This window comes from Actinomycetospora sp., assembly GCF_055612215.1.
The window spans coordinates 1-2,454 of the sequence record NZ_JBVPVA010000482.1 but is presented as its reverse complement, the minus strand read 5'-3'; the positions used below and the strand labels follow the sequence as shown (position 1 = coordinate 2,454).

General features: G+C 74.9%; 1 protein-coding gene and 1 pseudogene. One reads left to right on the top strand and one right to left on the bottom strand.

Features of this window, described 5'->3' with window-relative positions:
• On the bottom strand, positions 1 to 288 hold a 288-nt coding region (locus AC0CYZ_RS13390), incomplete at its 3' end, for a cytochrome c oxidase assembly protein (RefSeq protein ID WP_472216058.1).
• Between the two features lie 703 nt (positions 289 to 991).
• Here AC0CYZ_RS13390 and AC0CYZ_RS13385 point away from each other — a divergent pair.
• Positions 992 to 2,454 (top strand): annotated as a pseudogene (locus AC0CYZ_RS13385) (hypothetical protein); the annotation flags it as partial.

Below are 2,454 nucleotides of genomic sequence, written 5' to 3'. Positions count from 1 at the left end.
GGCCACCCAGAACGCCGGGACGACCATGATCAGCATCAGGTGCATGACCATGTGCACCGCGAACGCGCCGTGCCCGTAGACCGCGATCCCGGAGTTCCAGGTCAGGACGGCGGCCGCGAGCGCGGCCAGGAACGACGCGGTACGGCGCACCGGCCAGTGCCCGTGGCGCACCGCGCCCGTCAGGTAGAGCAGGCCCAGCACGGCGAGGACGGCGTCCACGCCCCACGAGGGCTCCCACGTGGTGAAGACGTCCACCCAGGCCGGTCCCGGTGTCGGACCCATCGGCATGTCCACCCGTCCATGGTGCGCCTGCAGGGTCCCGACGGCAGGTCAGGTCCGCGGCGGTGTCCCTCACCCCGGTTCCCCGTCGCGTCGCGGGCGACCTCTCCGGCGCGGCGGCCGTGGTTCCGGGGTCGGACGAGCGACGGAACAGCGAAATCGGAGAATGTTCGAGGCCGGACGAATCAGGAACTGTCCGAGCTCGGCCGATCCGGACGACGCTGGAGCGTCGAATTCGCTCGCGGACGCTTCGACACGGTCGTCGCGCCGTTGTTCTCGCCGTGTCCGGTCGACGGTCGGCCGCCGTGCACGGTCTTTCCGTCGGACGCCGGCCGTTCGATGCGGTTCGTCCGAGCGCCGCTTCTCATCCGCCGGTCCCGACCTGGGCGCTCGCGAGGGTGAGAAGTCCCGTTCGTCGGGCTTCCTGCACGTCAGCGTGACTCCGGCAGTCCGTTCCGATGGTTCCCGGTATCCGGTTCGGGTCGGCACGGGCATCCGGGACCCGCGTCGCGTCAAGGGGCACGAGATGTGCGGAGGGTGTGAATCCCACGGGTCGGAGAATGCGCCGCCGGGCGATCACGGGCAGATCACCGTGGATCGGGGTGGCGCGTCGTCCAATTCCGTCGCTGGTCTATGGTCGGGAGATTCTCGGCCGTCGTCGAACCGAGTGTCGCCCGACGAGGCGCGTCCCCGTTGTCAGGAGGCCCCGCACGTGACAGAAAATTTCGGCCGGCTCGCCACCGAGTCGCGTCACCATGACGCCCCCGCCCGTGCATCGTTCCCGGAGCACGGCCACCCGGGTCCGGACTACACCGGACCGGTCTGGGTCGAGGGCACCGGGTGGGTCGTGCCGCGCGGCTGGCACCCGCCGTCCGGCTGGCACCCTCCGCAGGGCTGGCACGAGCCGCACCACTGGGATCACGAGGCCTTCCGGCACTGGGTGCGCGAGCACTACCGCCACGATCACGACTGGCGTGGGTGGGAGCGCCACGACGAGCATCGCGGTTGGGAGCACCGCGACGAGCACCGCGGCTGGGAGCGCCATCGCGATGAGCACCACCGCGACGAGCACCACGACGGGCGCCCGGACCCCCGTGCTTGGGAGCACCGCGACGAGCACCACGGCCGCGAGCACCACCACGAGCACCGCGGCTGGGACCACCGCGACGAGCACCACGACGGGCGCCCGGACCCCCGCGCTTGGGAGCAGCGCGACGAGCACCGCGGCTGGGAGCGCCATCGCGATGAGCACCACCGCGACGAGCACCACGGCTGGGAGCGCCATCGCGACGAGCACCACCGCGACGAGCACCACGACGGGCGCCCGGACCCCCGCGCTTGGGAGCACCGCGACGAGCACCACGGCCGCGAGCACGAGCACCGCGGCTGGGACCACCACGACGAGCACCACCGCGGTCCTGCCCAGCACCACCCCGGTCAGCACGAGCCCGGTCGCCCCGGCGAGCACGGCCCGTCCTTCGGGCAGCCGCCTGCCGGCCCCCTGGCCCCCGGGATGTCGCCGGCGGCGTTCGGTGGGGGCTCCTTCGGCGCCGGAGAGTCCGGGGCCTCGCCCGAGCGCGGCCCCATCGCCCAGAGCGGAGCGGCGGGCGGCGCGGCGGCCACGCCGGCCGGCGCCACCCCGTTCGACCCCAGGTCGCCGGGGCCCGTCGCGTCGCAGCCGCTCGCGCACAACGTCGCCCAGGCCGCGGCGGTGAACACGCCGAGCTACCCGCAGACCACGGGGCAGAGCAGCGCCGCCACGTCCGGGCACGGTGGGGCCTCCGGTCCGCCGCAGGCCGACTTCGGCACCCAGTCGGGCACGCCGGGCGCGTCCGGCGCGGGAACGGCGGGAGCTGGCACGACCCCGGGCGCGGGTGCTCCGGGCGCGTCGGCGACGCCGGGGCACGACGCGGCCCCGGGCGCTGCCGGCTCGGCCCCGGGCACCGTCACGACGCCGGGCACCGCCGCGGCGCCGGGTGTGCAGTCCGCGCCGACCACGCACAGCACGGCGCCGACCGTGCACCCCGCGCCGGCCGGAACCGCTCCGACGGCGGCGGACGGCCACGGCCTGTCCAGCGGGTTGACGGGCCAGGACCCGGCCGTGCCGGGCGCGACCACCGCGCCGGACCCGCACCACCACACGACGCACGACCACACCGTCCCGCCGGGGCACTG